19 protein-coding genes and 1 riboswitch are annotated in these 26,551 nt (G+C 38.0%); of the genes, 3 read left to right on the top strand and 16 right to left on the bottom strand.

Annotated features, from left to right (window positions below):
- Positions 1–75: 75 nt before the first annotated feature.
- The 13 genes from rpe to uvrA form a co-directional block, all read right to left on the bottom strand.
- A complete protein-coding gene (rpe, locus tag HXT51_RS00525) occupies positions 76–741 on the bottom strand; it encodes a ribulose-phosphate 3-epimerase (RefSeq protein WP_415705695.1) in 666 nt (221 codons plus the stop codon).
- Between the two features lie 31 nt (positions 742–772).
- On the bottom strand, positions 773–1,690 hold the full coding sequence (lgt, locus tag HXT51_RS00520; protein ID WP_415705694.1) for a prolipoprotein diacylglyceryl transferase: 918 nt from the start codon (positions 1,688–1,690) through the stop codon (positions 773–775).
- A 140-nt stretch (positions 1,691–1,830) separates the two neighbouring features.
- Entirely contained in the window at positions 1,831–2,889 is a 1,059-nt protein-coding gene (locus HXT51_RS00515) for a phosphatidate cytidylyltransferase (protein ID WP_421776525.1), read from the bottom strand.
- A gap of 64 nt (positions 2,890–2,953) precedes the next feature.
- Positions 2,954–3,508 (bottom strand): ribosome recycling factor, encoded by a 555-nt coding sequence (gene frr, locus HXT51_RS00510; protein ID WP_103084263.1) that lies wholly within the window; start codon positions 3,506–3,508, stop codon positions 2,954–2,956.
- A 109-nt stretch (positions 3,509–3,617) separates the two neighbouring features.
- Entirely contained in the window at positions 3,618–4,367 is a 750-nt protein-coding gene (gene pyrH / locus HXT51_RS00505; protein ID WP_103084264.1) for a UMP kinase, read from the bottom strand.
- 301 nt (positions 4,368–4,668) lie between these two features.
- Positions 4,669–5,520: a translation elongation factor Ts gene (gene tsf, locus HXT51_RS00500; RefSeq protein WP_103084265.1), complete on the bottom strand. Its 852-nt coding sequence runs from the start codon at positions 5,518–5,520 to the stop codon at positions 4,669–4,671.
- A gap of 103 nt (positions 5,521–5,623) precedes the next feature.
- Positions 5,624–6,442: a 30S ribosomal protein S2 gene (gene rpsB / locus HXT51_RS00495; protein ID WP_415705693.1), complete on the bottom strand. Its 819-nt coding sequence runs from the start codon at positions 6,440–6,442 to the stop codon at positions 5,624–5,626.
- A gap of 298 nt (positions 6,443–6,740) precedes the next feature.
- Positions 6,741–7,226 carry a peptide deformylase gene (def, locus tag HXT51_RS00490; protein WP_103084267.1) on the bottom strand — a complete coding sequence of 162 codons (486 nt, stop codon included), beginning with the start codon at positions 7,224–7,226 and terminating at the stop codon, positions 6,741–6,743.
- Positions 7,227–7,571: 345 nt separating this feature from the next.
- Complete coding sequence (locus tag HXT51_RS00485; RefSeq protein ID WP_415692197.1) at positions 7,572–9,599, bottom strand: AMP-dependent synthetase/ligase; 2,028 nt, start codon at positions 9,597–9,599, stop codon at positions 7,572–7,574.
- 418 nt (positions 9,600–10,017) lie between these two features.
- The gene (locus HXT51_RS00480) at positions 10,018–10,614 is read right to left on the bottom strand and encodes a hypothetical protein (RefSeq protein ID WP_421776524.1); all 597 of its coding nucleotides are present in this window, start codon (positions 10,612–10,614) and stop codon (positions 10,018–10,020) included.
- 504 nt (positions 10,615–11,118) lie between these two features.
- Positions 11,119–12,249 carry a GuaB3 family IMP dehydrogenase-related protein gene (locus HXT51_RS00475; RefSeq protein WP_421776523.1) on the bottom strand — a complete coding sequence of 377 codons (1,131 nt, stop codon included), beginning with the start codon at positions 12,247–12,249 and terminating at the stop codon, positions 11,119–11,121.
- A 157-nt stretch (positions 12,250–12,406) separates the two neighbouring features.
- Positions 12,407–14,599: an excinuclease ABC subunit UvrC gene (gene uvrC, locus HXT51_RS00470; RefSeq protein ID WP_421776522.1), complete on the bottom strand. Its 2,193-nt coding sequence runs from the start codon at positions 14,597–14,599 to the stop codon at positions 12,407–12,409.
- Positions 14,600–14,645: 46 nt separating this feature from the next.
- A complete protein-coding gene (gene uvrA / locus HXT51_RS00465; RefSeq protein ID WP_415691938.1) occupies positions 14,646–17,594 on the bottom strand; it encodes an excinuclease ABC subunit UvrA in 2,949 nt (982 codons plus the stop codon).
- 433 nt (positions 17,595–18,027) lie between these two features.
- Between uvrA and HXT51_RS00460 the strand changes: the two genes are divergently transcribed.
- Positions 18,028–19,629, top strand: a complete 1,602-nt coding sequence (locus tag HXT51_RS00460) for an ABC-F family ATP-binding cassette domain-containing protein (RefSeq protein ID WP_103084272.1) — start codon at positions 18,028–18,030, stop codon at positions 19,627–19,629.
- A gap of 131 nt (positions 19,630–19,760) precedes the next feature.
- On the top strand, positions 19,761–21,959 hold the full coding sequence (locus tag HXT51_RS00455; RefSeq protein ID WP_421776521.1) for a beta-carotene 15,15'-monooxygenase: 2,199 nt from the start codon (positions 19,761–19,763) through the stop codon (positions 21,957–21,959).
- Between the two features lie 34 nt (positions 21,960–21,993).
- Here the strand turns inward: HXT51_RS00455 and HXT51_RS00450 are convergent, their stop codons facing one another.
- The 3 genes from HXT51_RS00450 to HXT51_RS00440 all read right to left on the bottom strand — a co-directional run bounded on the left by HXT51_RS00450 (position 21,994) and on the right by HXT51_RS00440 (position 25,663).
- A complete protein-coding gene (locus tag HXT51_RS00450) occupies positions 21,994–23,256 on the bottom strand; it encodes a pyridoxal phosphate-dependent aminotransferase (RefSeq protein WP_103084273.1) in 1,263 nt (420 codons plus the stop codon).
- Positions 23,257–23,483: 227 nt separating this feature from the next.
- The gene (gene ppgK / locus HXT51_RS00445; RefSeq protein WP_103084274.1) at positions 23,484–24,254 is read right to left on the bottom strand and encodes a polyphosphate--glucose phosphotransferase; all 771 of its coding nucleotides are present in this window, start codon (positions 24,252–24,254) and stop codon (positions 23,484–23,486) included.
- A 179-nt stretch (positions 24,255–24,433) separates the two neighbouring features.
- On the bottom strand, positions 24,434–25,663 hold the full coding sequence (locus tag HXT51_RS00440) for a glycosyltransferase (protein WP_421776520.1): 1,230 nt from the start codon (positions 25,661–25,663) through the stop codon (positions 24,434–24,436).
- Between the two features lie 172 nt (positions 25,664–25,835).
- Positions 25,836–25,969: riboswitch (FMN riboswitch) on the top strand.
- A gap of 6 nt (positions 25,970–25,975) precedes the next feature.
- Between HXT51_RS00440 and HXT51_RS00435 the strand changes: the two genes are divergently transcribed.
- Positions 25,976–26,548 (top strand): ECF transporter S component, encoded by a 573-nt coding sequence (locus HXT51_RS00435; protein WP_421776519.1) that lies wholly within the window; start codon positions 25,976–25,978, stop codon positions 26,546–26,548.
- Positions 26,549–26,551 lie beyond the last annotated feature (3 nt).

Below are 26,551 nucleotides of genomic sequence, written 5' to 3'. Positions count from 1 at the left end.
CACTTTATATTAAATTATTTACTAATAAATAAGAAAATCGGGGACATTTTCATGCCCCCAATCAATTAAAGCTAATTATTCACGCCAAGCATCTTGAGCAATATTCCTAATTGATTCAATAGCTTCAGCAGGACTTTTAGCACCGTAAACAGCAGAACCTGCAACAAGTACGTCAGCACCGGCTTGTGCAACTGTAGCAGCTGTAGACGGGCTAACACCGCCGTCAACTTGAATATGTGTTTGCAAACCACGACGCGTAATTTCATCGCGCAAACGACGAACCTTACCCATTTGATTTCCTAAGAACTTCTGACCGCCAAATCCTGGCTCAACTGTCATGATAAGAACCATATCAAATTCATCTAGAATATCAAAAATTGGTTCTACCGGTTCTGCAGGACGAACAGCAAAACACGCTTTGCAACCCATATCTCGAAGCTGACGAGCAAGACGAACAGGCGCATGAGTAGCACCCATATGGAAGCTCACAGAATCAGCACCAAGTTTTGCATACTCTGGAGCCCAACGATCAGGATCTTCAATCATCAAATGCACATCAACTGGAAGATCTGTTACTTCGCAAATACGTTTAACAATAGGCTCCCCTAAAGTTAAATTAGGGACAAAATGATGATCCATCACATCTACGTGAACAAGATCCGCATTTGAAATCGCAACAAGATCACGCTCAAGATTGCAAAAATCAGCGGAAAGGATACTAGGTGCTATCTGTATATTCATGATTCCCATTCTAAGAAAAGCAAGAGACGAGTTAACGTTTTAAATCCGATTTTGCACTATTTTTTTCGTTCTCATCAGACGTCACATCAATCAATTTCTCACTTAACTTATCAGTAAATAAGCTATGACGTTGAAGAAGCGCGAAAATAATAGCTGCACATATAAATACACCGATTGATACCCAAACGTTAATGCGAACTCCCAAGAAAACATGTGAAAAATCAATTCTTAATGATTCAATCCACATACGTCCTGCCGTGTACCACATTACATAAATAATGAAAAGCGAACCTGCTTTACATTTTTGCATTACTTTTTTAGCGCAAAAAATAATTAATGCGGCACCAATAAAATTCCATATCATCTCGTACAAAAACGTTGGGTGGAATAATGTTCCTTCAGGGCATGAAAGTCCGTCATAACAACTCTCACTATGACCGATTGCGCCACCAACATTATTTAATTTAAGACCCCACGGAAGAGTAGTCGGAGCACCATAAAGTTCCTGATTAAACCAATTACCTAATCTGCCAATTCCTTGAGCAATAAGTAAAGCTGGAGCAGCTGCATCCGCAAGCAAAGCAGTTGGATAATGCCTGTAACGGCACACTCCCCAAGCAGCTAGTGAGCCTAAAACCACTCCTCCCCAAATACCAAGTCCACCATTCCAAATACGGAACATTTCAACCCAGTCGCCAGAAGGGCCAAAAAACTTTTCAGGTGTTGTAATAACGTGATAAAGACGAGCTCCAATAATTCCGCTGGGAACACTTACTAAAGCAATATCTAATATTTGATCAAAATTACCACCCATGCGCTTCCATTTGCGCGTAATAATATACATTGCGCAAATTATTCCGATAAGAATAAAGATTGCGTAAAAGCGGATAGTAACAGGACCAAGTTTAAAATACGAAATAGTTGGCGAAGGAATATATGCTACACTCATGGCAACGATACTACACTGACATCATGATTCTTAAGCAAAAACATTTAAGAACAATACTTAAGAACAATACTTTAAAGCGTATGAAGCAAAATAATTCTTAAGCAAAATAATTGTTATACAAAACTAGAATTCTTAAAGAATCAAACTTTCGCAAACTTCATAATCGCCATCAAAACAGGGCCACAAAGCAGAATTGAATCAACGCGATCTAAAACGCCACCGTGTCCTTTAAGAAGATGGCCCATATCCTTAATTCCAATATCACGCTTAAGCATTGATGCGCACAAATCGCCAAAAGTACCGACAATTCCAGAAATTATGCCCATAACTGCAGGAAGCCACCAAAACTCAACAAACTTCATACCATAGAAGCCAATAACAATGGCGTACGCACCGATTATTGCAAAAAGCATTGAACCGATTAAACCTTCAACAGACTTTTTTGGCGAAATTCTAGGAGATAATTTATGCTTACCAAGCCAAGCGCCAGCAAATAAACCACCAGTATCACTTAAAGCCGGCAAAAATACCAATAACATTGCATGTGCAATAGCATATTTACTACCTGCTATTGAAAGAACAATACACGATGCAAGAAGAGGTATATACAATATTACGAACATGGATGCAGCAGTATTATTAAACGTACTGCTATTAGTTACAGTTCCTGAAGAATGCTGCAATTTCTTTTCAACAGCTTGAAGAGTGCGAGCAGATATAGTGCTATTAAGAGTTGCAAAAATAACAGTAAGAATAAGTGATACTGTTATTCCACTCGCCATAGCTATAGCATGCCATTTTGCATAATAAGTCGACAAAATAGTTACAACAGAGCAAATTGATAGCGCAACAAAAGGTATACGCAATCCAATAGTTGCAAAATCAACATGCAACTCCCATAATGCTCCAACCATAAACAATGCAATCAATATAATGAAAGCATCCATACTAATAAGCAAACAAGCCACAATAATAGCAATAAGAACGACTGCGGTCGCTATTGCTTGTGGCATATTACGCCCTGTACGTCGATTTATATCAGTTAAAGCTTCATGGGTGCCACCATCATGCTTAGAAGATGACGAGCCATTAGATTCTGAATTATTAAATGCTGAAGAAGACGATTTTCCTTTAACATTTTTATCATCATCTAAATGACTTTGAGAAGACTCAACAATATCATCTTTATGCTGTTTCATGCGACACCCATCTTTAGAACATGCAATAACATATAAGTTACATGCTTATAGCCACAAATATAAATCAGACTTCCATAATTTCTTTTTGCTTACCTTCAAGTAAGACATCAAGAGAATCAGTAACCTGCTTAGTGACTTTATCAAGCTCTTTTTGTAAACGATCGCCTTCGTCTTCGCCTAATTCACCGTCTTTAACAGACTTATCGATACTTTCCTTAGCTTTACGACGAATATTACGAACAGCGACTTTGCCTTCTTCAGCCTTATTCTTAGCAAGCTTTACATATTCCTTGCGACGCTCTTCGGTGAGCTCTGGCATAGTAACACGAATAACATTACCATCACGATTAGGGCTTACACCTAAATCAGAATCGCGAATAGCTTTTTCAACAGCATTAGCTTGAGAAGCATCAAAAGGAGTCACTGCTAAAGTACGAGGCTCTGGAACACCAATTGACGCAACAGCTTTAATTGGAGTAGGAGCGCCATAATAATCCACCATAATTCCATTAAGTAAAGCAGGATTAGCACGACCTGTGCGAATACCCATAAAATTCTCTTTAGTAGCTTCAACAGACTTATTCATCTGTTCGCGAGCTTGATCGATAATTGCAGACATTTATTCTCCTTTGCAAATATAGTTCTTAAAACATTTCTTAATATCAATGGTAACCGAATATTACCAATAAGTGCAAAATAATACAGTTATATATAATTATTCAGCAAACTTATTCAGCAAACTTAGGCTCTAAATCAGAAACAAGCGTTCCTATTTCTTCACCAATCAAAGCGCGAGTGACGTTTCCTTCACCTTCCAAGCCGAACACGCGAATTTTTTGCTTGTTATCGCGAGCCATAGAAAGCGCAGACGCATCCATAACAGCCAAACCGTCAACAAGAGCGCGATGGTAATTAAGAGTAACAAATTTCTTGGCATCAGGATTTTTACGAGGATCCGCGCTATAAACTCCATCAACGCCATTCTTACCCATTAGCACTTCGTCGCAATGAATTTCCAAAGAACGCTGAATAGAAACAGTATCAGTTGAGAAGTACGGCATTCCAGCACCAGCACCAAAGATAACAACTCTACCCTTTTCAAGATGTCGAATTGCTTTCAATGGAATATATGGCTCAGCAACTTGACCCATAGTAATGGCAGTCTGCACTCGAGTTGCTTGCCCAGCTTGTTCAAGGAAATCTTGCAAAGCCAAGCAATTCATGACAGTACCCAGCATGCCCATATAGTCGCCGCGGCTACGATCAATACCTGCTTGCTGAAGCTCAGCACCTCTGAAGAAATTGCCTCCGCCTACAACAATTGCGACTTGCACGCCACTACGCACTGCAGTCATAATTTCTTTGGCAATTCTACGTACAACTTTTGTATCTATGCCAACAGCGCCACCGCCGAATGCTTCACCTGAAAGTTTTAAGAGAACTCTACGAGCATTGCTTTCCGATTGTTCGATAGTCATACCATTCCTCCAGTCCTCACAGCGAATGCAAGCATATCGTTGTCATACTATCGGCCAACAACGACACTACAAAACGCAGAGTAAAAGTTTTCAAAAGAATAGCAGATTACTGAAAAATATAGAATTACGAAATATAAATAAAAAGATGACTATGAAATATAAATACAAGAAACAAATAAAAAAATTATTACTTGTGAATATAAAATTTTGATTACTTATAAATATAAAAAGTGGGCACGTACATGTACGAACCCACTTCTTATAAAATAATCAATTACAAGTAATCGATATAAAACGATACTTACTCAGCAGAGCCCTTGCCAACTTCAAGACGAGCAAAGGCCAAAGCAGTACCGCCAACTTCCTTGAACAAGTCGCCGACGCTCTTGGAAGGATCCTTCACGTAAGCCTGCTCGAGAAGCACAGTTTCCTTGAAGAAGGCATTCATACGACCTTCAACAATCTTTGGAACAATCTTCTCTGGCTTGCCTTCTGCCAAAGACTTTTCAGTAGCAACGCGACGCTCAGATTCCAAAACTTCTTCTGGAACATCTTCACGACGAAGCCACTGAGCACCCATAGCAGAAATCTGCAAAGCTGCTTCGTGAGCAACCTTAGCACCAGCTTCATCAGTAGCAATCATAGAAACAATGCTTGGAGGCAATTCTACAGACTTCTTGTGAGCATAAATCTCAACGTGTGGACCGCTTACCTTAGCAACCTGACCAACCTTGACATGCTCGCCGAACAAAGCTGCTGCTTCTTCAACAGCTTCCTTAACTGTTGCACCATCAGCTGGGGCTGCAAGTACTTCTTCAGCAGTAGAAGCGCAAGCTTCAACAGCATGGTCAAGAACAGTGTTTGAGAATTCAACAAACTTTGGTGTCTTTGCCACAAAGTCAGTTTCAGAATTCAATTCAACTGCGTAACCAGTTTCGCCTTCAGCAGACTTAACAACCTTAGAAGCGATGGTACCTTCCTGAGCCTTACGACCTTCACGCTTACCAGCTGCCTGAATACCCTTAGCGCGGATGATTTCCTTAGCGCGGGCAACGTCGCCTTCAGCTTCAGTAAGAGCTTTTTTAACGTCCATCATGCCGGCGCCGGTTTCTTCACGCACCTGCTTAATCAACGCTGCAGTAATAGCTGCCATTTTGTTCTCCTCGTATTATATGTAGGGCTTAGTGGCATAAGCAAAACGCTTACACCACATAAACGCCTTACTATTAAGCTTATAGAAGATAAGCTCTAGTTTTTCACTCAGACTTTTCTGCTTCTTCACCTTCAGCAGATTCAGAAGCAGCTTCGCTTTCGTTAGTAAGTAATTCCTTTTCCCAAGCTGCCATTGGCTGAGCATCAGCACCTTCGGACTTAGAACCCTTACCAGCATGCTCAAGCAAACCTTCAGCGACAGCATCAGCCATCAAGCTAGTTAACAATTCAACGCCACGAATAGCATCGTCATTAGCTGGAATTGGATACTCAACAGACTCAGGATCAGTGTTAGTATCAACGATTGCTACAACTGGAATACCAAGCTTATGAGCTTCTTCAACAGCAAGAGCTTCCTTGTTTACGTCAACAACAAACATTGCGGAAGGAGTGCGGTTCATATTACGAATACCGCCAAGCTGCTTAGCAAGCTTATCCTTTTCGCGCTCTAAAAGAAGAAGTTCCTTCTTAGTCAAACCAGAGCCACGAACATCGCTGAAGTCCATTTCCTCAAGTTCCTTCAAGCGCTTAACACGAGTAGAAACAGTCTGGAAATTCGTCAACATACCGCCAAGCCAACGCTCGCAAACATAAGGCATATTCACGCGAGTAGCCTGATTCTGCACAGCTTCTTGAGCCTGCTTCTTAGTACCCACGAAAAGAACAGTACCATTGTGAGCAACAGTCTGCTTGATGAAGTCATAAGCCTTATCGATCATGTCGAGAGACTTGAACAAATTGATGATATGAATACCATTGCGCTGGGTGAGAATGAACTGCTTCATCTTTGGATTCCAGCGACGAGTCTGATGGCCAAAATGTAAACCAGCCTTCAGCATTTCGCTCATGGTAATTTGCGACATATCTTTACCTTTCTTGTCGGTTCTTGCCTGGCCATGTCTATTCGCATGCAACTTGTCTAAACAATCCGTCTAAATCAAGCCGACCGACACGAATGGACGCGTACATGGCGCGTATTTGCGCATCCGGTAGACAATAAAAATCGAGCAATCATATAACGCGACAGTACTCATGCTCAAATGGACACGCGAAATAGGATTATAACAGAAACTAACTACTAAACTAAATCATTAAATAACACTAAAGATTCATGTATTTCTTAATATATTCAAGAAATACATTTAAGAAACAGATTTAGAACTATTTAATATTATCTCGCAGTTCTTTCAAAGCTTTCTTTCGGACATCCTTCTCTAATCTATCTAAATAAATATGTCCATCAAGATGATCGCATTCGTGTTGCAACATACGAGCCATCAAACCTTCGCCTTCTAAAACTACAGTTTTACCTTGAAGATCAATGCCTCGAACACGAGCATATTTAGCTCTGCGAGTTTTGTACCACAATCCTGGAACAGATAAGCAACCTTCATCGTCATATTGCTCACCACTAGTTTCTTCAATAACAGGATTTAAAATATAGCCAATTCGACCATTAATGTTATAAGAAAATGCTCTCAAGCTAACACCAATTTGATTTGCAGACAAACCAGCACGACCAGGATCGTTAACAGTTTCCAGCAAATCTTCAACCAAATTATGAATTGCAGGCGTAATTTCACTGATTTCATCACATGGAGTGCGCAATACTGGATCAGGTACAACGCGAATTTTACGAATAGTCACAATTCTCCTTCATCACTATTACTGAAGACTATAAACAGAATCTCTATTATTGTATACAGCACGCAATAATTGATAGACATCTTTTTAATAAAATTATAAAAATTATAAAAAATCAAATAAAAACTTAAACAACACGAATAAAAAAAAATAAGACGTATAGAACAAATAGACTTATAGAACAAATAAACGCATAGAACATGTAAAACAAATAAAACAGCAGTGCTAATAAACAAACGCAGTGCTAATAAACAGAAAAAAAGATTTAATGCTTACTAACACTGCGCTAATAAATAATTTTTGATATGTAATTAAATTACTAAACTATCAAATTCTTAAATTATAAAACTAATGAGCATCGGAAGAAGTCTTGTTAGACGCCTCATTCGCAGCCACATCATGCTTTTCTAAAGCAGACTCATCACCGAAATGCATAAGCTGATTTGCTGCTTGATCAAAAGCTTGACGAACTCTAGGCGTTACAGCTTCTTGAGCCTGACGAACTGTTTCAGTAGTCTTATCAAGAATTTTTACAGTCGCTGGAAAAGGCTTCGTATTAGGCTTAGGAGCATACAGCTGCGTGTCAATAATATTCGCATAACGCTTCAATACTTTTGGACGAACAACTTTCATGCTTGGAGTAAGAGTACCAGCATCTTGAGTAAATTCATCTTCCAAAATTACGAATTTACGAATCGACTCAGCCCTAGAAACAGTACTATTTGCTTGATCAATATATTGTTGAACAACAGAACGTACAGCTTCATTAGTTGCAACTTTGCTCATAGGCATATTTTCTGGCATGCCCTGTGTTTTAAGCCAAGAACGAACCATATCTGGTTCAAGCTCAATAAGTGCAGAAATAAATGGCTTACCATCGCCCAAAACTACTGCATGAGACACTAAAGGACACTTAGAGATAATGCCTTCAAGCGGAGCAGGACTAATATTCTTACCGCCAGCCGTAATAATAATATCCTTCTTACGGCCAGTAATAGATAAGAATCCTTCATCGTCAATCTCACCAATATCTCCAGAATGCAGCCAACCATCTTCATCTAATACTTCAGCCGTAAGTTCAGGCTTGTTGTAATAACCCATGAAGACATTTGGGCCTTTAATCAAGACTTCATCATCGTCTGCAAGACGAATAGAAATACCAGGACCAGGACGACCTACTGAACCAACTTGATTAGCATGTTCAAAATTAACTACGCATGGAGCAGCAGTTTCAGTCATACCATAACCTTGTATGAAGGTTATACCATCGAGACCATTAAAGAAATGAGCTAAATCTGCACTTATAGGAGCACCACCGCAAGCTAACCATGAAAGATTAGGACCCAAAGCCGAACGAATAGATGATCCAACTGTATTCATATAGAACTTGTGTTCCATTTTTGCAGACAAAGAATGCGACTTGCCATTTACTTCATCACGCGACCACTGGATAAAATGCCTTACAGCTTTAGCAAAAACTCTACCTCTAATACCCGCACCTGCTTTTTGTGAAGCAGCGTTATAGACCTTCTCAAATACTCGAGGAACTCCAAGCAAATAAGAAGGCTTAAAGCTTCGCAAATCAGTCAAAAGATGCTTAGCATTAGGAACATATCCAACTACACCGTTGGAACCGATTAATACGTATTGTATATAGCGAGCAAAGCAATGAGCTAAAGGCAAGAATAGCAAAAGCCTGCTAGGCTGATAAAGCATGTCATTCAACACATCATAACCAGCGAAAACAATATGAGTGAAGTTTCTGTGCGAAAGCATTGCACCCTTAGGTTTACCGGTAGAACCAGATGTGTATACGATAGTTGACAAATCGTCAGCTTTTACATTTTCAATAGCTTTATCAAGCTCTTGAGTGTTCAAAGACCTACCAAAGTCTATAACAGCACTTAAGCCACCAGCTTTGAAATTAAAAGTCTTGAAAGAAGTATTTTTATTGTTATTCCGAATCAACTCTAAGCACTGAGCATGAGCGTCATCACCAGCGAAAGCAATAACAGGCTGTACTTCATCAATAATGTCAGTTGCTTGCAGCGCAGAATCAGTTTCATAAATTGGAACTGAAACAGCACCAATAGCTGCACAAGCAAAATCAACTACACCCCATTCGTAGCATGTAGCTGAATATATAACTACTTTCGATCCTTGTTGCACACCAAGCGCAATCAGCCCTTTAGCAGTAGCACGAACTTTGGCAAGCATTTCAACAGCAGTAACATCATGCCATTGTCTAGTGTCTTCGTCTTGCCATTGAGCAATAGTTCCTTGCGGAGAGCGTAATGCCCTATTAGCAAGAAGTGAATAAATGGTATCACCGTCTTGAGTTGGGTGAATGGCTTCTACAGAAAATTCTCGGAGCATAATTGTCATTGTACTTTAATTATTAGAGCAACACGAACGCAATTCATACAAAAAAATATTTTTTATATTGGAAATTTCTACAAATAAACATATTGCGCATTATTTTATACAGAAATTTATGAGTACTATAAAACAAGGTATGAGTAAATATACGAGTAAAAATACGACTAAGAATATAAAAATATAAGTAAAAACGTAGCTAAAGATATGACTAAAGGTATGAGCCAGCTTATATATAAAAAGCTGCGAATTATAAGAATAATTAATCCGCAGCTTATTTTTAATAACCATCTCATCACCATTTCTAAAATCAATAGTCATATAAAATAATTTCAATTATTATTTAATTTATTTTTTATTTTTTACATACTTTTATTAGCAATGAGATATATTTAATTCACTAACAAAATCAACTAAATCAGCCAATATCCGCATAAGTACAAATCCATTCACCGCGCTTATATTTCAAAGACAACGAAGTCCAATATTGTTCATAGCCAGTAGTCATTCTAACTACTCCCTCAAAATGAGTTGGCTCTACCATAATTCCATTAACTAAATGCGGATTAACTGGAAGTCTACACACTTCAAAATTCAAAATAGGATCATTAAGCTCACGAAGATGCTCTCCAACCATAACCCACATATTATGTAACTTTTTTATGCAATCACTTGAAAGCATTTTATTCATAACAGGCATAATTGGATGTCCTCGAGCTATATCGAGCGCTATACAAGCAACCCTGCAAGTGTGCATAGCCATCGAGAACATTTTTTCCTCAGAAATAGTGTCGTCATAAGCAAGGCTTATATGGTAAGGGACTTTTCTTTGAGAAACTCCTACTAAAAATACTCCATCGTACGTAGGTAGCTTATTAGGCATCTCTTTAATAGGAGGCGGTGCCGTATCATAATCAGACGCATCATCAGATGAACTATTGGTAAACATACCTTTAGAATCTAGATATTTATCCTCATCAAGCGGATCTGAATCCGCAAAACATATCTTTTTCATTTTCTTCCTCTTTTCATTAAAATACCGCATATAATATGATTTCTTTTGCGGAATAGGTACAGCATACAACGAAATTAAAAAAGAGAATAAAAAACAATTAAAAATGTGGATAAATAAATACGACAATCTTATTTTCCCAATAAAATCAACGTTTTTGACACATTGTTTTATGCACATTTTGTTAAAATAGAACTTCAATTCTAAAAAAATAACAAAAGATATGTTAATTTTTTATGCAAAATCGATTTAATCTAACATTTATATTATAAAAATTTGAAAAATTAGAAAAATTGTTGATTTATTGATTTTTAGACTATAACTTCAACTTAGAGTACGCAAACTTCTAGCATTGCAAGCTTCTGGTATCCCAAACTTGGTATCCCAAACTTATATCATCACAAACTTTGTATCACAAACCTATACAGCAATTTAATAAAATGGCGAGTTCAACTCATGTCAAACTCGCCATAATACAGCAATAACGCTTCTAAAGAAGCTATCTACTCACCTATTATCTTGATTAAATGGCTTAAAAACTACGCTGCAACGTTGGAAACTCTTAACATCAACATATCCAGTTGATGCCATTGTGCGTCGCAAAGCTCCAACGAAATTAGTAGTTCCATCAGCTTTATGACTTGGTCCGAAAAGAATATTTTCCAAAGGAGCAACAGTACCAACATTAGTACGCATGCCGCGAGGAAGCGAAGGATGACGAGCTTCAGCACCCCAATGCATTCCATGACCAGGAGCTTCAGTAGCGCGAGCCAAAGGAGTACCGAGCATTACAGCATCTGCTCCCATTGCCAAAGCCTTAATGAAGTTACCAGAATTACCCATTCCGCCATCAGCAATAATATGAACGTAACGGCCGCCGGACTCATCCAAATAATCACGACGAGCTTCAGCAACATCAGCAATAGCTGTAGCAAGTGGAGCTTGAACTCCTAAAGTATTCATTGTGGCAGAAACAGCACCGCCACCGAATCCAACTAAAACTCCAGCAGCACCTGTTCGCATAAGATGCAATGCAGACGTATAATCTGCGCATCCTCCAACAATAACTGGAACATCAAGATCATAAATAAACTTCTTCAAATCAAGAGGCTCATGATCTTTAGAAACATGCTCTGCCGAAACTGCAGTTCCACGAATAACGAATAAATCAACTCCAGCTTCAAGAACAGTAGCATAGAATTCCTGAGTGCGCTGAGGAGAAAGAGCGCCTGCAACAGTAACACCAGCGTCGCGAATAGTATGCAAACGCTTAACAATAAGCTCAGGCTTAATCGGCTCAGAGTAAATTTCCTGAATACGCTTAGTAGCAGACTCAGAAGGCAATTCAGAAATCTCTTTTAACAATGGCTCAGGATTCTCATAACGAGTCCAAAGTCCTTCCAAATCAAGAACACCTAAAGCACCCATTTGTCCCATTGCAATTGCAGTATCAGGACTCGTAACTGAATCCATAGGAGCCGCAATAATAGGCACATCAAAGCTATATGCATCAACCTGCCAAGCTGTAGAAACAGCTTGTGGATCACGCGAACGACGAGAAGGAAGAATAGCGATATCATCAAGTGAATACGCTACACGGGCTTTTTTACCCAAACCAATTTCAATTTCCTGTGACATACTTATTAGGCTAATGCTCGATGTTGACTAAACAAATTAAAATGTCGCAATAATCAATCGTAAAGCACATACTCATTTTTTATAACGTATATTTAGACAAAAATACTTACACGTATTAATTACGTAAAGCTTTAAATTAATTGTGAAAAGTATCAAATTAATTGTGGAAAGCTTCAAAAATGCTACGGGCTTTATCTGCACCAATTCCTGGAACTTTTTGCAAATCTTCTACAGATGCTGAAGAAATTGCCTTCACGCTACCAAAAACAGACAATAATCTTTTTGTATAAGACAAACCAATTCCAGGAATAGAGTCAAGAGAAGATCGTAAAACGCCTTTTCTTCTTTTATTGCGATGATACGCTATTGCAAATCTATGAGATTCATCTCTTGCACGCTGAAGTAAATATAATCCTTCAGAACTTCTTTTAAGAATAATAGGATAATCATCATCTGGAAGCCAAACTTCTTCAAGCTTCTTTGACAAACCACATACAGCAATATCTTTTATGCCACAATCCAACATCGCTTTTTTCGCTGCAATAGCCTGCTGCTTACCACCATCTACAACAATAAGATTCGGCTTATAAGCAAATCTTTTCTGCTCTTTATTGGAACTAGACGATGAACTTTCGCAATCACTATGAGTAAATCTTCTACAAATAGTTTCATATAATGCACTTAAATCATCCAGCTGCCCATTTCCAGATTCTCCATGAATAGAAAATCTCCTATATTCACTTGGACGAGCTATTGCATCTTCAAAAACTACCATTGAAGCAACTTGATACGTGCCATCAATCGTATTAGAAATATCGTAACATTCAATACGCAAAGGAGCTTCTGCTAATCCTAATGCTTGAGCTATCTCATTCATGGCATCAGTTCGCATTTCAATGCTGTTTATTCGACTAGATTTAATTCGCGTTAAAGCTTGACTTGCATTCTCATTAGCTCTTTGCATTAATGCGCGTTTATCTCCACGCTCAGCAACTCGAATGCTAACTTGCGAACCTCGAATATTAGAAAGCCAAAGCTCTAATTCCTTACGCCTATCTTCATGTATTTCCAATGGGACAATAATTTCTCGAGGAACAGGCGATATTGGAGCTAATAAATCCTCACGACCTGTTGTTTCCTGTCTTTCACGTCTTTCTCGAGTTGCTTGTGCACGAAGTATTGGATCAGTAGCGATAGTGTTATTTACTCCGTCAAAAGCATCGCGCAACTGTTTAATGTGATTAGACTCATTTAACTCTGACTTATATCCGTTATCGTATTCTGAATATACATGCGCTAATAAATCTGCTAAAAGATTACTATCATCATCTTGTTCATTCCTTTCAACGGACCAGTTTTTCTCTCCACGAATCATCCCAGCTCGCACAAAAAATGCATGAATTGAAACTTCAAAATCGTCTCCACATAAGCCAAATACATCTGCTTCAACGTAGTCATCAAAAACTACCGCATTTTTTTGCAAAACTGTATTTAATAGAGAAATATCGTCACGTAACTTTGCAGCTTTTTCAAACTCTAAATCATCACTGGCTTTTTTCATTTCATGAACAAGACTAGAAACATAAGAAGAACCTATTGTTCCTGTAAGTATTCCAACTAAATGTTCAACGTAATCACGATGATCTTTTGAAGTTATTTTTCCTATACAAGGAGCTGAACATTTGCCAATTGATGCAAGCAAGCACGGTCTTCCAGTTCTTTTAGCTTTATTAAAAATCGCTGAAGAACACGTTCGAACAGGAAAAGTTTTTAGTAGTGAATCAAGACTATGTTTTAGCGGCAATACTTTTGCATAAGGACCAAAATAGCGAGCGCTTCGCGCACCACGATTACGAGTAATCCAGACTCTTGGAAATTCCTCATTAACAGACACTGCAACATAAGGATAAGTTTTATCATCTCGAAAAACTACATTGTATTTTGGATTAAATGCTTTAATCCAAGTGTATTCAAGTGTAAGCGCTTCAAATTCTGTGGCTACAACAGTCCACTCCAAGCTTCTTGCGCTTAAAACCATTGATTGCGTACGAGGATGCAATTGATATAAAGGTTGGAAATAGTTAGCTAAACGATTCCGCAAATTTTTTGCTTTTCCAACGTAAATAACTCTTCCTTCACCATCACGCCACTTGTAAACTCCTGGTTGAGCTGGAATATCACGCGAAGCTGGTCTAAATAAGTCACGACTATCCCCCAATAAAGGCGCTCCTAAAGAATTAAAACCATCTATATTTTGAACATCACTGTGGTTATTTTGAGAGTCACTGTTGTTTTTACTTGTTTTACGCCAATGAGAAGAATCAGATTCTAAATCGTCGATATTATTCATTTCACCCCCTTTCTTAAAAAATCCTATAAACTTCTAAAGTCAAATATTAAAGATTTAACATTGGTTTTAAGAATTTACCAGTCCAACTAGAATCGCATTCACAAATATCTTCAGGAGTACCAGAAGCTACAACAGTTCCACCTGCATCCCCACCTTCTGGCCCTAAATCAATAATCCAATCCGCTGATTTCACAACGTCAAGATTGTGCTCAATAACAATAACACTATTGCCTTTATCAACAAGAGATTGAAGAACAAGCAATAATTTTCTTACATCCTCACAATGAAGACCTGTTGTTGGCTCATCTAGAATATACACAGTCTTACCTGTAGACCTGCGCTGTAATTCTGTAGCAAGCTTCACACGTTGAGACTCACCTCCAGAAAGAGTTGGAGCACTCTGCCCTAAACGTATATATCCTAAACCAACATCAACTAAAGTATTTAAATATCTAGCTATAGATGGATATGCTTTAAAGAAAACAGCAGCCTCAGAAATAGGCATATCAAGAACATCTGAAACTGTTTTGCCATTATATTTAACTTCTAAAGTTTCGCGGTTATAACGCTTTCCATGACAAACTTCACACTCAACATATACATCAGGCAAGAAGTTCATTTCAATTTTCAAAGTACCATCGCCATGACATGCCTCACAACGACCTCCTTTAACATTAAAAGAGAATCTTCCCGGACCATATCCTCGAACTTTAGCTTCAGGCGTTTGAGCAAATAAAGAACGAATTTTATCCCAGACGCCAGTGTATGTAGCAGGATTAGAGCGTGGAGTCTTGCCAATAGGATTCTGATCTACATGAACAACTTTGTCACACTTCTCAACGCCTTTTATTTCCTTATGCTTTCCAGGAACAATTCGAGCACCATTCAACTTATCAGCAAGAACTGGATAAAGTATTGAATTTATTAAAGTCGATTTTCCAGACCCAGAAACGCCAGTAATACACGTAAAAACACCTAACGGAATAGAAACATCAATATTCTTTAAATTATGTTCGCGAGCGCCAATAATTTTTAAAACACGATTTGAATCTACTTTTCTACGCTTTTCAGGAACACTAATTGATCGTCTTCCTGCAATGTAATCTCCAGTAATAGAGCGTTCAGCTTTGCATATGCACGAGGATGGTCCTGAATATACTACTTCACCGCCTCGTTCTCCAGCTTCTGGACCAATATCAACAAGCCAGTCTGCTTGACGAATAGTGTCTTCATCATGTTCAACGACTATAAGAGTATTACCAAGATTTCGTAAATGGTGCAATGTTGCTATTAAGCGTTCATTGTCTCTTTGATGCAATCCGATTGAAGGTTCGTCAAGCACATACATAACACCTACTAATCCTGATCCGATTTGTGTTGCTAAACGGATTCTCTGCGCTTCTCCTCCAGACAATGTTTTTGCTGCTCGTGAAAGAGTTAAATAATTTAATCCGACATCATTTAAGAATCCAAGTCGTGCACGTATTTCTTTAAGAACTTCTCCAGCAATAATGGCTTGAGAACCTTTTAACTCAAGTGAATTAATCCACTTCAAACTTTCACAAACAGGCATATCACACACGTCTGCAATTGAGTATTCGCCAACTTTAACCGAAAGAACTTCTGGCTTTAAACGTCTGCCTTCACAAGCTCTACATGGAACTTCACGCATATAAGATTCATAGTATTGGCGCATTTGATCAGAATCAGTTTCATCATGTTTTCTCATGAGTGTACGAACTACACCCTCGAATCCAGTGGAATATTCCCTATTACGACCCCATCTGTTTCTATATGAAACTTGAACAGTAAAATCATGCCCATAAAGAATTGCTTGTTGAACATCTTTAGGTAAATCTTGCCAAGGAGTATCCATGCTAAAGCTTAGATCTTTGGCAAGTCCTGAAAGCACATGCTGATAATACATTCCAGCAGATTTATTCATAGCCCATGGCTCAATAGCACCTTGAGAAAGAGATTTTTCCGGATTAGGAATAACTAATTCTGGATCAATTTCTAGGTTATAACCGATACCAGAGCATTCCTTGCATGCTCCATATGGAGCGTTGAACGAAAAAGTTCTTGGTTCAATTTCATCAAGCTCTAAAGGATGATTATTTGGACATGCTCTATGTTCTGAGAATGATTGTCTACGTTTTGAAGACTCTTCTGGTTCATCAACAAAATCAGCAACTACAACTCCATGAGATAGTTTTAATGCTGTTTCAATAGAGTCAGTAAGACGTACACGAATTCCATCTTTAATAACTAAACGATCAATAACAACTTCAATAGTGTGCTTTTTTTGCTTAGCTAGATTAATATCTTCGGAAAAATCGCGCATCTTACCGTCAATAATTGCTCTAGCATAACCGTCTGAACGCAAAAGTTCTATAACATCTTTAAACTCACCTTTACGTCCTTTAACTACTGGAGCTAATATTTGCAAACGCGTACGCTCAGGCATAGAAAGCAAAGTATCAGTCATTTGCTGAGGAGTTTGAGCACTAACTAATTCACCACATTCAGGACAGTATGGAGTTCCAACCCTAGCAAAAAGAAGACGTAAATAATCATAGATTTCCGTAATCGTACCAACTGTAGATCTAGGATTCCTATTCGTAGTTTTTTGATCTATAGAAACTGCTGGGCTTAAGCCTTCAATAAAATCTACATCTGGCTTATCCATGCGGCCTAAAAATTGCCTAGCATAAGCACTAAGTGATTCAACGTAACGACGTTGTCCTTCTGCGAATAAAGTATCAAAAGCCAGTGAAGATTTACCGGATCCTGAAAGACCAGTAAATACAACCATGCGATTTCTTGGAATAGACAAGCTAACGTTTTTAAGATTATGCTCGCGAGCTCCTTGAATAGTTATTTTCCATTCAGAAGGAACTTTAGATAAATCAGATATAAGAGAACCTTGCGATAAGCATAACGGAGCATCATCCAATAATGCTTGTAACGCATCTGACTGCTGTAGCTTTGACATAGCCGCCTCCGAAATACTTATATGCAACTCAATACGCATATGCAACGTTCAATACTTGTATGCAACATTCAATTAACGATTTTAATTCACAATAAATCATACAAGTCCAATAAGTATAGAACACTTGTTCGAAAAAGTAAAGTTATACGATTCGCGTGTGATTAAATACTCATTAAACACATCTAAACAACATATTCCAGCAACACATCCCACATAACATCCACAATCGCGTCACACATAACATCACACTTAAGTCCCCACTTAACATCACACTTAATCCCCCACATAACATCACACATAAAATCCAAACATAGCATTTTAAAAGCGATTATTAAGAATTCGTTACCACCACACGATATAATGGCTCGTTTGGCTGAGATTTTACTTAGTTAAGTATGAGTAAGACTTATTTTTCAGGAAACGGACACATAATATGCCTATTGACGCACAAGCATTAACCATACAAATTGGTGCGCGTACGCTATTAAATTCTTCTGATTTTCACGTTACTAAAGGCGACAAAATTGGTTTAGTCGGACGAAACGGAGCCGGAAAAACCACATTAACAAGAGTGATAACAGGCGACATGCTACCTGCAGGAGGATCCGTCCGAGTAAGCGGAAAATTAGGTTACTTACCACAAGATACTCATGCAGCAGATCCAGAACAAAGCGTTATCGACCGCATTATGAGCGCTAGAGACATAGCATCCATCGTTTCTAGAATTCGCAAAGCAGAAAAAGAAATGACGGATCCAGATCCAGATATTATGTCAAAAGCTATGAATCGCTATGACAAAGCCATGCAAGACTATGAAAAAGCAGGTGGATACGCTGTACAATCTGAAGCAATTTCAATGGCAACAAGCCTAGGACTCCCACAAGAAGTCATGCAACAAGCTCTAGGCACTCTTTCAGGCGGCCAACGTAGGCGCATTGAGTTAGCTAGAATACTTTTTTCTGACGCAGATACGCTAATTCTTGACGAACCTACTAACCACCTTGACGCAGACTCAATAATATGGCTTCGCAATTATCTTAAACGATTTGAAGGCGGATTCCTCGTAATTTCCCACTCAACAGAATTACTTGACGAAGTTGTTAATAAAGTATGGCATTTAGATGCGCAAACAGCACAAATTGACATGTATTCAATGGGCTGGAAAGCATATTTGCACCAAAGAGTTGTTGACGAAGAACGCAGGCGCAGGGAACGTGAAGTAGCTGAAAAGAAAGCCGAACGCCTTATGAAACAAGGAATTCGCTTACACGCTAAAGCCACTAAAGCTGTAGCAGCTCAAAACATGATGCGCAGAGCAGAACGACTTCTTAGCGAAACAAGCGAAGCTCAAAAACAAGAAAAAGTGGCGGACATCCGTTTCCCAGAGCCAGCTCCATGTGGAAAAACGCCTATTATGGCAACGGAAATTTCTAAAGCATACGGATCTAATATTGTTTTCGCTGGAATTAACCTTGCTATAGATAAAGGATCTCGAGTAGTAATACTCGGTTACAACGGTGCCGGTAAAACAACTACACTGCGCATTCTAGCAGGCGAAGAAACAGCAGATACTGGTGAAGTAAAGTATGGCCACGGATGCAAAATCGGCTATTTTGCACAGGAACACGATACTCTAGATTTAGACGCAACAGTTTTAGAAAATCTTCAACACGTTGCACCAAACTTGAATGACACTCAAGCTCGTTCTATGCTTGGCAGTTTCTTGTTCTCAGGAGATGACGCAATGAAACCAGCTCGAGTGCTTTCCGGAGGCGAAAAAACGCGCCTTGCACTCGCAACTTTAGTTACTTCACAAGCTAACGTACTTTTACTCGATGAGCCTACTAATAACTTGGATCCAGCTTCTAGGAATGAAATTCTTAAAGCTATATCAAAATATGAAGGCGCTATTGTGCTTGTAACACACGATGAAGGAGCTGTTGAAGCATTACATCCTGAAAGAGTTCTTCTTATGCCTGATGGCGATGAAGATTTATGGAACGATGAATATCTAGATCTTGTCGCAGAGGAATAAAATTAAATAACAATAAATAAATAATTAAATAATAAAAAAAAATAAACGCATAAGACTTAAACTAAATAATTAACGAACAAAACTAAGCTTATTAATAATAAGCTACGCAAATCAGTTAGGATAGATACGTTATGGCAATTTCAGTATCTCAGACTCTGATAGAAGCACAACGTAGAAAATACTTTCGCAACAAACACATATTGCGAAAACTACGCATGCCAATAATCGTATTATTACTAATAGTTTTGTTTGAGTGCACTTTAGGCAATATCCCATTTTGGAACAGCGTCGCAGGTAGTACGGATAGTTTTTCTGCACACAACAATATTGGAGCAGGACTTCAGCGTTTACATTCTGGAGGACTTAAAATCCTATACCCTTCAGAAGCGTATATTGAAGTGATTTCAGACGGGTCATCTCCTTATATTCGTTTACAGCCAGCATCTAAGCCACCTAAAAAATTGGGAAATGTGCCAATTATTAAAGATATTCACGTACGAATTGACGTAAATAGCCATGCTGGAAAATACATTAGTGCAAATCCTCGTGCAACAAACGGCGCCATAATACCAATACCAGAAGAAGGCGTTGGAAAACCAGGCATTTTAAGAATCTGGATACAACATCCAGCTGATTCAATAATAGATTTGGAAGACGCTAGAGCAAACGTAAGAGTACCTTTTAGCTTTTCATGGGGACGCATAGGAATACTAATTCTTATATCGTTAATAATCGCAGCATGGAATCCGTGGTCTAAATTATGGAAAATAAAACTTAACACATCTAATATTTACCATCAAATATTTTTCATAATCATTATTTTGCCATTTATATTAAACGCTGTGAAATCTATTGTTGAAAGCTTCATGTACTCAGCACCATTGCATTTCGACGTAGAAGGAAATTATACATACGATTTCGACCAATACAATAACACAGCTAAAGCTTTCCTAAACGGTCATGCTTACTTGGATTTACCAGTACCGCATGAGCTTACACAATTAGCAAATCCATATGATCCTTCTGCAAGAGACAAACTTTTAGCAAGAGGCGTTAGTAATATTTACTGGGATCACTCTTATTATCAAGGACATTGGTACTCTTATTTTGGCGTTGTTCCAACAATATTATTCTTCTTACCTTTCCAAGCAATAAGCTCAATATTCACTCATAACGCTATTAGTTTACCTACATCTTCAGTTACTTTCTTATGCATTATAGGATTCCTCATATCAGGATCCTTACTTGTAATTAGCTTAGTTCGAAGAGTTCAAGCACAAGCTTCATTAGGAACCGCATCTTGTTGCGTTGCGATGTTCCTGGTTTCTTCTAATATTTCATACTTATGGTTTAGACCATCATTCTATTCAGTACCTATAGCAGCTTCCATGATGTTCACAACTATAGGATTACTATGCTGGATTCATGCAAGAAAATCAGATTCGACTTTCAGTAAAACATACTTCATTTTAGGCACATTCTTTATAGCTATTAATCTGGGTTGTAGACCAACATTCGCAATAGCTTTCATTTTTATTTTCCCTATTTTCGGAAAGAAAATTTTAGACATTTTAAGAAATATTCTAGCCGACTATAAAAATTCGTCTTCCTGGAAAGAATTATCTAAATTTATTGCAATAACTTTTATACCAATAGCAATCATCGCAATACCACTAGGCTTTTATAACAGTATTCGCTTCGGCTCACCTTTTAAATTTGGGAACGAATATCAAATAACAGTAACAGACATGACTAAAATGCGAATACCGGCAGATAATATACTCCCATCTATAATTAGCTATTTAGCATTGCCTTTACGCATCATACCTGATTTCCCTTGGATTGGAATTCAACCAATCTCATTTAATAAGTGGCAGTATAGCGAACCAATGATCGGCGGAATTTTTAGTATTTGCCCTCTAGTTTTATTAGGCATAATCTCAGCTATTGCTTTTTACAAACATACTAAAAATAAATACGTAGCTAATATTGCGATTACTTCAATTGCATCAGCTTTTATATTAGTGATATTCGATAGTTTGAAAGCTGGAATAGGCTGGAGATATATGGCAGATTTCAGCTGGCTTTTTGCAATAGGAGCAACAGTAGGAATAACACTATTCCTAGAAAAAATCGCTGTACTTAACAATGACGATACGTTGATAAATAAAGTATCAGCATATTCTATACGAGCTATTTTTATATCTCTACTACTGTTCTCAATCGCAATAATATTCTTGAGCTGGTTCACTGTAGGAAGAGAAGATTCACTAGTAAAATACAATCCAGATTTATGGTATAACGTAAGAGCTTGGCTAACTCTCCTATAAGATCACTCTCCTATAAGATCACTCTCCTATAAGATCACTCACCTATAATTTCACTAAGCAATACATCAACGGTTTTTAATAAACGCTCGATATTACTATTAAATTGTTCAGGCTCCGGCAATAACGATAATGCAAGATAACCATTATTAGGCATATCAAAGTAATATCCAGGCTGGGAAACCAAGCAATAATCTTTAATTAAACGCAACGCAAGAACATCATCATCAATACATGAAGGCACACGAAGTAAAATATTCCATCCGCCTTCTGCTCTTAAAGCACTAACAGTGCAATTAGGCCATTTAGATAACACTGACCGTAATGTTTTAAGATTTTCACGTACGCGAGCGCGAACTTTATTAGTTTGATTAGATGCGCAAGATAATAATTCCGGAATATGTTCTGAAACAGTTGCACCGATAGGCAAAAAATCATCAGCTATAACATCTAAGCGTTTTTTAGCTTCATTAACATCTTCAGTTGGTCCTGAAACTTCAATCCAACCAACTTTTGCATGAGGAGCTGCCAACATTTTAGAAAATCCATCTAAAGCAAAAACAAGTGTCGAGGATTCTCCAGCTAAACGAGCGTTATTGTCAAAAGGTTCTAAAGAATAATCATAAAAAACTTCATCTGCAATAATAGCTATACCATGACGGTTACAAAGTTCCAACAACGTTTCTCGCTCTTGTGGCTTCACATACGAACCAGTTGGATTATTTGGGTTAATAAGCACTAATGCTTTAATATTGTGCGAATCATTTTCGATTAAGTAGCGGAGATTAGATAAATCAATAGTCCACGATCCGTCATAGCGCAAAAAATAAGGTATCGAAACCACATTATTAAGTCTGGCTATTGATTCAATTAAAGGATACCCAGGAGTAGGCGCAAGAACAGCATCTCCAGCATCGCATAAAAGCATCATAAGCCAGGCATATGCTTGAGAAGTGGAAGACAAAACATAAATATTTTCAGGATTAACAGCTTGAACGTTATATTTACTTTTGCCATTTGCGCACGAATCACTTACAGAATCGCTTACGGAATCAGTAGCACACGCATCACTAATTCGATTATCTCTTTTATTAATAAAATCCGATAATAGCTTTCTAACTTCTAAAGGACCTCTAGGATCTGCATTGTATGTGCTAGATAAACACTCTGGAGCAAGATTATGAGATGTTGGATTAGAATCATTAAGCTTCGTTAATTTTATATGTTCAGATAAAGCACGTCGCTGAGCTACGATAATAGGATTCGGCTCACTTACATCAACTCTAGAAGAAAATCGCACACAACTACACTACAGTGAATCAAAGATATATGATAAAACGATACGCAAAACGATACATGTAAGACAACATGTAAAACTAATAAATTAATAAACTAATAAACTAATAAAAAATGCTAGGCACAATCAAACAATTTAAAATCGCGACTGCGCCTAGCTAAATGTCAGAGTATAAAAGCAATTAGCACATAAATTTAAATAATAAACTAATATTATCTAATTTAAATTAATTACTTCTCACGCTGTTGCATAGCATAGAAAGCTGCACCAATAATGCCAGCCTCATTATGCAAAGAAGCAACAACAATAGGAGTCTTAATATCAATATGTGGCAAGAACTTTTCACTCACGCGGCTCACGCCACCGCCAACAACGAACAAATCTGGATTAAAATACTTTTCCATCAATCCGTAGTACTTAGTTAAACGCTTAGCCCACTTCTTATAACCCATATCAAGCTTTTCACGCACTGATGATGCAGCATACTTCTCAGCATCACCCTTACCCTTTTCAAGCTGAATATGGCCGAGCTCTGTGTTAGGAATAAGAACACCGTTATAAATCAACGCAGTACCAATACCAGTACCTAATGTCGTTGCAATAACCAATCCATCCTTATCTTTTGCTGCTCCAAAATGCTGTTCAGCCAAACCTGCAGCATCAGCATCATTAACAACGGTAACAGGACGGCCGCATGCTTCACTAAACACTTCTGTGACATCAACACCAATCCACGACTGGTCAAGATTTGCCATATAATCAAGCTTCTTGCCTGGCTTTATTGGTGCTGGGAAAGCAATACCAACAGGAACATCAGGAGTGACTTCGAAATGTTCAAGTTGTTGACGAACAATATCAGCGACTGCCTGAGGAGTAGAAACTGCAGGAGTTAGAATCTTATAACGCGGTTCAGCGAACTCGCCTTTTTCAAGATTAACTGGTGCAGCCTTAATACCTGAACCACCGATATCTACGCCAAAAGCTTGTGCAGTGTTAATCATCGCTAACACCTCTCCTCTGAATGTGTTGACAATGGAATTTCAAGTTCATTCTACATTATCTTATAAACGACACGCGTAGCCACGAACTTAATTATTGCCAACGGTTCCAATACTATTTTTTCTAAGTATAATAACCAAGAATTATACAAATTTGCAAATTTATGAAACACGTTTGTTTTTTATTCTAAAGAAGGCATAGGCTTCCAATGTGAATCATGCAAAATCCTTCTAGAAGCAAACCATCCTTTAATTAATTTTCCAACGCCAGAAGATATGTTATCGCGATCAACTGCTAACAAACGAATAAATTCCTTCGCAGCAGTAGCAGCAGTTCCCAAAGCAAACATAACCGGATGATAATCTCCATGAACCATGAAATAACGCGCCATAAAACCGCGATTGCGCATAATATGATAACGATTCATATCAGAAGTAGAATTTAACTGTCGCACTCCAGCAATATCCCAATTAGGAATATCACGAGTACGTCTTAAAACAATGTCAGGAATAACAATAGGATTTGTCACTTTACTAGCAAGATACCCATAAGTAGTATCATCCCAATAAATAAAATATCGAGGATCAGGAAAACCTATTTTCTTAACAACATCTCTTCTAAACAATCCACCTTCAAAACACAAAGTGTTCATAACACGGTATCCAGAACGTCCAAAAGCCGCAGGAGCGAAAGGATTTGGTATGCCCATAGGCACCAAGAAGTCGTATTGCCAGTAGAATTTCCCACCATCGTAATCTAATCGGCTTCCTTGAATTACAGAATGCTTTTTAGTCCATGGAGCTAAACGAGAAATAGATTCTGGAACTGTTTCAACATCATCATCCATAACCCAGAACCACTTAGCACCAATCTCATAAGCCTTTTTAACGCCAGCACTGAATCCACCAGCACCACCTAAATTATCCTCTTGAGGCTCATAAAGCACATGTTCACAATTGCCTTCGTCATCGCTATACGTATTACCCCATTTTTTAGTAAGATTCTCATTTAACGAATCAACCATTTCACGAGTTTTCTCGCTTTTTTCATTATCAACTACGATAATTCTCCATGGGCATTCATTTAAATTCTCAAACGACTTAAACAAACGAGCCAACAACTCTTGACGCTTATACGTAACTACAACAACAGCTAAACGCTCAATACTTTGCTTCGAATACTCACTATCTGTAGATTCAATATTGTTATTTACTTTAGTTAAACTTTTATCTACACCAGTAGTTTCTTTAGCTTTTTTAGCTTCTTTGGCCTCTTTGATTACTTTAGTTTCTTCGATTGCCTTAGTTTCCTTAACGTCTTCAGATTCTTTAGCACCAGTAGTCTTCTTAGTACCATTGGTTTTTTTAACGCTTACAGATTTTCTAGTTCTCGTACTGCTAACATTGCTCATACTGTTATTCTCGCACCTACCCTCGCCACATTTAAATTACAAAAATATAAAATGGATTACTTTATTTAGTTCAATATTTAGTTCAATATTTAATTTCATATTTAGTTTCATATTTAGTCTTATAAACACATAATGTTCACGGCATGATATACAAAAGGAATGTATAAAAGAATATTTGTTTCAGGGAAGGTGAAAATCCTTACTGGCGGTAGCAAGATAATCTTGAAGCCCGCGAGCGGAGTAAAATCTGCAGATTCGGTCAAATTCCGAAGCCAACGGTCAAAGTCCGGATGGAAGAAACGGAGGCCCACCATGGGTACTTTAAGTAATTCTCTGCACAGCACAGATGCTAATTCTTCAAACTATTGGTCAACAAAAAGAATCGCGCAATACGCATTGTTCGTAGCTTTATCTATGGCAGTTAGCTTCATAGAATTCCCTATTACTCCAGTTAGCTATCTTAAATACGATCCTTCAGGAATTGTATGCCTCGTAGCAGGATTCGCATACGGACCTGCAGCTGCAGCAATAGTAAGCATACTTGGATTTGCACCACACTTATTCACAAATCCATTAGGAACAATAATGGCAGTGCTGGTCTCCTTAGGATTCTCCGTTACTGCAGCATTTATCTACAAAAAAATGCGCACAAAAAAGGGAGCTGCACTAAGTCTTATCTTAGGATCTGTAGTTGCTATTATTATCGCAATCGTTGGAAATCTTATTATCACTCCACTTTACGCTCCTCACATGCATTTTGCTGATGTTGCAGCACTTATTCTTCCAGTTTTATTGCCGTTTAATATTATTAAACTTGCTTTGCACGTAGTAATAACAATTATTATTTATAAGCCAATTTCTAAATTACTTCATAAAGTTAATTAACTA

It is taken from the genome of Gardnerella sp. KA00255 (assembly GCF_049244095.1).
Lineage (GTDB): Bacteria > Actinomycetota > Actinomycetes > Actinomycetales > Bifidobacteriaceae > Bifidobacterium > Bifidobacterium vaginale_F.
The sequence above is the reverse complement of the archived record's forward strand: the minus strand, read 5'-3'. Positions and strand labels throughout refer to the sequence as shown.

Excerpts from the sequence above, each read along its gene's own strand:
- pyrH (WP_103084264.1), bottom strand. The coding sequence starts at position 4,367 with ATGACTATCGAACAATCGGAAAGCAATGCTCGTAGAGTTCTCTTAAAA.
- HXT51_RS00460 (WP_103084272.1), top strand. The coding sequence starts at position 18,028 with ATGCCTATTGACGCACAAGCATTAACCATACAAATTGGTGCGCGTACG.
- rpsB (WP_415705693.1), bottom strand. The coding sequence starts at position 6,442 with ATGTCGCAAATTACCATGAGCGAAATGCTGAAGGCTGGTTTACATTTT.
- frr (WP_103084263.1), bottom strand. The coding sequence starts at position 3,508 with ATGTCTGCAATTATCGATCAAGCTCGCGAACAGATGAATAAGTCTGTT.
- ppgK (WP_103084274.1), bottom strand. The coding sequence starts at position 24,254 with ATGATTAACACTGCACAAGCTTTTGGCGTAGATATCGGTGGTTCAGGT.
- HXT51_RS00455 (WP_421776521.1), top strand. The coding sequence starts at position 19,761 with ATGGCAATTTCAGTATCTCAGACTCTGATAGAAGCACAACGTAGAAAA.
- lgt (WP_415705694.1), bottom strand. The coding sequence starts at position 1,690 with ATGAGTGTAGCATATATTCCTTCGCCAACTATTTCGTATTTTAAACTT.
- uvrC (WP_421776522.1), bottom strand. The coding sequence starts at position 14,599 with ATGAATAATATCGACGATTTAGAATCTGATTCTTCTCATTGGCGTAAA.
- HXT51_RS00485 (WP_415692197.1), bottom strand. The coding sequence starts at position 9,599 with ATGCTCCGAGAATTTTCTGTAGAAGCCATTCACCCAACTCAAGACGGT.
- HXT51_RS00480 (WP_421776524.1), bottom strand. The coding sequence starts at position 10,614 with ATGAAAAAGATATGTTTTGCGGATTCAGATCCGCTTGATGAGGATAAA.
- HXT51_RS00435 (WP_421776519.1), top strand. The coding sequence starts at position 25,976 with ATGGGTACTTTAAGTAATTCTCTGCACAGCACAGATGCTAATTCTTCA.
- uvrA (WP_415691938.1), bottom strand. The coding sequence starts at position 17,594 with ATGTCAAAGCTACAGCAGTCAGATGCGTTACAAGCATTATTGGATGAT.
- tsf (WP_103084265.1), bottom strand. The coding sequence starts at position 5,520 with ATGGCAGCTATTACTGCAGCGTTGATTAAGCAGGTGCGTGAAGAAACC.
- HXT51_RS00515 (WP_421776525.1), bottom strand. The coding sequence starts at position 2,889 with ATGAAACAGCATAAAGATGATATTGTTGAGTCTTCTCAAAGTCATTTA.
- HXT51_RS00440 (WP_421776520.1), bottom strand. The coding sequence starts at position 25,663 with ATGAGCAATGTTAGCAGTACGAGAACTAGAAAATCTGTAAGCGTTAAA.
- HXT51_RS00475 (WP_421776523.1), bottom strand. The coding sequence starts at position 12,249 with ATGTCACAGGAAATTGAAATTGGTTTGGGTAAAAAAGCCCGTGTAGCG.
- rpe (WP_415705695.1), bottom strand. The coding sequence starts at position 741 with ATGAATATACAGATAGCACCTAGTATCCTTTCCGCTGATTTTTGCAAT.